The following is a 4,477-nucleotide window of genomic DNA, read 5'->3' as shown; positions in this document are numbered from 1 at the left end:
TCTGGACCAAGAGCGCCGACGAGATCTTCGCTTCAATGCAGAAATACCTGGAGCCTATTGTTTCTCCGCAAACTTCTGAGGAGGGACACTAGGAACGGTGACCCCAATGACGATCCAGGCCCTGAACCCACTTGGTTTGTAACAGGCCCAACAAAGGGTACAAACGAGACACAGAGGGGCGAGAACCCCTTGGTAGCTCCTGGCCACTCACTGGTGGTGTGTCATGGAGTCCTTGCAATGACGGCCCTGTCTGGCTCAACCACCTACAGAACCATCAACGGCTTACCGATTCCTGGTCGATCTTGGCGCCGGATTGCCACTTATTTCCGAAGATCCAGTGTGTTCCGTTTTGGGAGTAGTTTCAGTGTCACCGCTCCGCCATAATGCCTAGTAGTCTCAAACTTTAGAAAATTCTTCGTAATGACAACACCTTCTCGCAACATTGTGCTAGGACATTGAGTAACATCAGACGATACACCTGGTGATAACCTAGAAGGGGGTAAGCAAATGAAGGTAGGAATGTCATCCGGGCGGGAGCTGTAGTAGCGGCTAGCGCTGCACTTGTGAGTGTTGGTGGAGGTATGCAACTGACAGGATACCCACTCGTCGGCTGTTGGCACCAAGGCATCGATGAAAACGATTATTACTTCTAGTCTGGGTTATACGTCAGCTACCTACGTTGGTAGTCCTGGCGAGGTGAGCCCTCAGATTGTAGGAATTAAACCGATGGATGCGTCTGGCTGTACCGGCGCCCCTCCAGGCCTGTCGGGGGAGTTCGGCTTCTGTATATCCGTCTCAGGCTCGGGGACCTATGTAAACTGGATTAGAACATCTGCGTATGCATACAATGATGGATGTAGCGTCGCTCAGCTTCTGCGGAATGGGAACGTCATCATGCAAATGCCACAGGTGTGCTACGGGAACCCAACGCAGTACTGTGTAGGATCCGGCGTCTCTTGTGGAACAGCAGGAACAATGCTGAGCGCCCAGTTTGATTTTTATAGCTCTAGTTGGTTCCACGACGGCGATGTTGTATGTGCACGCTATGAAGGCACGAGCGGCACCTTTCCATTCAGCGGCAAGCAATTTAGCCCCGAGGTATGCGAAACCATCGAGTAATCTTGATGATATAGAAGAGATCCACTACCCCAACGATTAGCTCACATTGATCTGCGACGGGTCGTTCAGGATAACCCTCTAGTGAGGGTACCAGTGACCGTTAGCAACTGTCATAGCAGACTACGAAAGGATACCTGCGATGCCCAAGATATTTCGCAAATTGTCTGATGGTACGATAGTGTTAGCGAAACCTCCAGACATGAGAGCCCCTCTGTTTGGTTTCAGTCTGTGTCTAGTCATTGGATTACTCGGAGACTTGTTGGAACTTGGAGCAAACACCGGGGAAGCCCAGTTCGTTCTCATTATCTTTGTACCGGCGATATTCATTACGGGTCTCTTAAGAGGTAGGTCAGTCACAGTCGCCGTTCTGGGAGGAGCCTTAGGGGAAACCCTGATGCTAATCAACCCTAGTTCGATACCGTTGCATTCCTTCACTGACGTCAAGCGTGTTTTTGTATTTTTACTCTTGGACTTGGCGAATATAGTTATCTTTGGAGCTCTTCCTGCTTCCGCTGGTGCCTTGTATTTCAATGTGAGATATCGACCATTCACTATCGGAACTCTCTTTGGTGTTCAACTTGTGACCGCTATTGCAATCGGGCTTGGACGGACACAATCGGTAAACCTCGCAGAGGTCTTCGCACTGCTTGTGGCGGTTCTTACATTCGGGCTGTTATTTCACATCGGTCAGATTCGAATTGGTCGAATGGTCGCTCCGTGCATGCTTGCAGTAACGGTGTCAGCATTCTTTTTCGTGGTCGTCTCTGCGGTGCTTCACCCACCCCATTAATGGACAGAAGGGCAGGTAGTGATGGCAGATTTATGATAGATGTGACTCAAGCATATTTTATTGTTTACGCCTGGAACGTTATCGTTCCCATGGTCCAGGTATTCCGGATAGTGTATGAGCGGCTGGGCTGGGAGGATGCTTGGAGCGCAGTTTACCTTCTACAACAACCCGTTCGCAAATAACAATACTATGTGTGAGGACTCTATGGGCATAGATGGAGCCAGACGGTTCGATTCTAAAAAATATAGTGTGTGAAGGTATAGGGTAGGACATGCCAATACAAAGGCATTCACCCAAGGACGGTACAAATGGTCAAGAATCGAGAGTTGTCGTTGCGTGTCGCGGCTGGCTTGATAGCACTACTTCTGTAGCTCGGTGCGATAGTTGGTGATATATCGCCATCGCCTTCTGGTATGTTTATGATTGCTGCAGTGCCAGCAGCATTCTTGGTGGGCTATCTTCTGCCATCCGGGCTGGTAGCAGCTGCGATAATAGGTACCCTAGATCTCGGGGGAATGGTTGCGTTCTTTGTTGGGCGCTTCGGATTCCCAAGCGGCACCCCGAAGGCTCAGGTGGAAGATGTTGCCTACCTCGCCCTCCAGGTTCTGCTCTTTGGGACGCTGCCAACGATCTTTGGCTCCTTGGCCCGGCGAAAACGATTCTACCAGTTGACAACCTCCACTTTGCTGTTGCTGCAGCTATGTGTTGCGGTAGCCGGTGGTTTTCGGGTAGACGCTTCGAGTACTTGGCTGGGTCTCTTGGCACTAGTTGTGGCGGTAGCGACTTTTTGCGTTCTCAACTTTGATTGGCTATGCAGAGACCATGTTAATGTCTGCTTTCTTGCATCAAGTCTGATGGCATCGGTGATGTTCTACCTTGTCTACAGTTCCACGTTTAGGATTGCCGCAGTGGCGCACTATTGAATAGCGCAGTCGTTCAAAGTCCCTGTATAACATGGGTAGACGGAGTGACTGCTTGTTGGCCAGGTAGCTGGCATGGGAGGAGCGTTGTGCAATCATCCTCGACCTACTAGTGTCTCAGTGGATTCACCGTGACCAACTATCGTTCATCGAGTACTCATCGGGGCACATCAACTCGTGCCCTAAAGATCTTGGAGTTGGCTGTAGTGTTGTCAGAGGAGCAGGGGTATCCAAAAACTACCTCGCTCCATGTACTGCAAGCGATGTTGCTCATCGCAAGAGCGCCAATCCGTGATTGCCTACACCGCAATGGAGTGACCAGCGAGGCGCCTGATCTCTATCTCGCCCACCATCGAAGCTGCATCGAAGCGATCCTGGCAATCGAGCATGACTTGTATCCACAATGGGACTCTCTGGTGACCTACTCCTTTGGGGCGAATGCCTCTGATCGCTATTCGATGGCGACGATCATCGATGATGTCGATTTGCTCTATGGGTTTGCCCTTGTGTCACGGTGGGCGGGACTCTCTGAGTTCATCCGGGAAGTTCATAGACGGCCACATAGGTTTAGTACTCGAGTCATCCCTGATTGCAAGAGGATCAGTAAGGATGATTGCATCGAGGCTGAGGTAGATCCAAGTTCCGGAATCAACGTCCTCTTGTCGGATTCCCGTGACCGTTCCGCTCTCCTTGCCTCCCGTAACACTCCCAATTCATACCCATTCGTACCACCAATATGGGCGACGTGTCTCGTACTGCTGCACTATCGAAAGCACATGAAATGGTCGTGGGCCACCTTGCTTGGGTTGCTCATTGCACTAGTCGTTGGGAAATATGCCCCTCCTCTTATTTTCTTCGTTCGTACATCGACTCAAAAGTCGGGTGCGATCCTTCGATACCCGCCGGGGCGAGGGGATGGTCGTGATCCTACGGAGGTTGAACAATGGTGCAATCGCACGACGACCCCGGTGATTCGCTAGGGAACCCGGCTTTCCCATCTCGGTCCTCCGTGTTCACATCACGGGCAGCTGTTGTCGACCATCAGCTCTCTACCAAGCCACGACATGCCGAGCAGGGCGGACGGGTACTACCGACTGGGGAGTGGGATGACCTACCTCTCTAGCTTCCGATACTAGTGATCATCCGAAGGTTCAGAAGATCACCGCTCGGCCATAATGCCTGGTAGTCTCAAACTTTCGCGAATATCCTCATAATGACAACACATCTTCACCACATTGTGCTAACTTGTACAGGAGAACCAGTCGATGCATTTGGTGGTGACCTAGTATTCCTAGCCAAAGTTTCGCTGTGAAACAGGAATTTTCAAGTTTCGGCCCCTGTTGAACCCATTGTACAGCTACTCTTTAGAGGAAAAGGCAATGACAATAGCTAAGCAGATATCGAGGAGCAACCCAAGCGGCGAAAGATTCACAAGGGTCCAAGAAGCGCACCGGCCGTAGACCAACCTACGTCGTCACGTTGAGCGATGAGGATAAAGAGTTCCTCACCTCCGTCATCGCCAAAGCTAGCGCTCCAGCTGTTTAGGTCACCAGAGCAAAGATAGCCCTGTTGGCCAATGAACTTATCAGGCTAAAAGATATCGCTTGGGAGCTGGATATTTCTAACTTCACGGTCTCAAAGTGGGTAA

The 4,477-nt window shown here is 50.9% G+C and carries 2 protein-coding genes; both read left to right on the top strand.

The genetic code is table 11. The annotated features are described in order from the left end of the window. The first annotated feature begins 1,258 nt into the window (after positions 1–1,258). A complete protein-coding gene (locus tag BUA24_RS11475) occupies positions 1,259–1,909 on the top strand; it encodes a hypothetical protein (RefSeq protein WP_072792712.1) in 651 nt (216 codons plus the stop codon). A gap of 419 nt (positions 1,910–2,328) precedes the next feature. Then, a complete protein-coding gene (locus BUA24_RS11470) occupies positions 2,329–2,832 on the top strand; it encodes a hypothetical protein (RefSeq protein ID WP_143146553.1) in 504 nt (167 codons plus the stop codon). Positions 2,833–4,477: the final 1,645 nt, after the last annotated feature.

This window comes from Ferrithrix thermotolerans DSM 19514 (assembly GCF_900128965.1).
Taxonomy (GTDB): Bacteria; Actinomycetota; Acidimicrobiia; order Acidimicrobiales; family Acidimicrobiaceae; genus Ferrithrix; species Ferrithrix thermotolerans.
The sequence above is the reverse complement of the archived record's forward strand: the minus strand, read 5'-3'. Positions and strand labels throughout refer to the sequence as shown.

Coding starts and splice junctions, on each gene's coding strand:
- BUA24_RS11470 (WP_143146553.1), top strand. CDS start 2,329: ATGATTGCTGCAGTGCCAGCAGCATTCTTGGTGGGCTATCTTCTGCCA.
- BUA24_RS11475 (WP_072792712.1), top strand. CDS start 1,259: ATGCCCAAGATATTTCGCAAATTGTCTGATGGTACGATAGTGTTAGCG.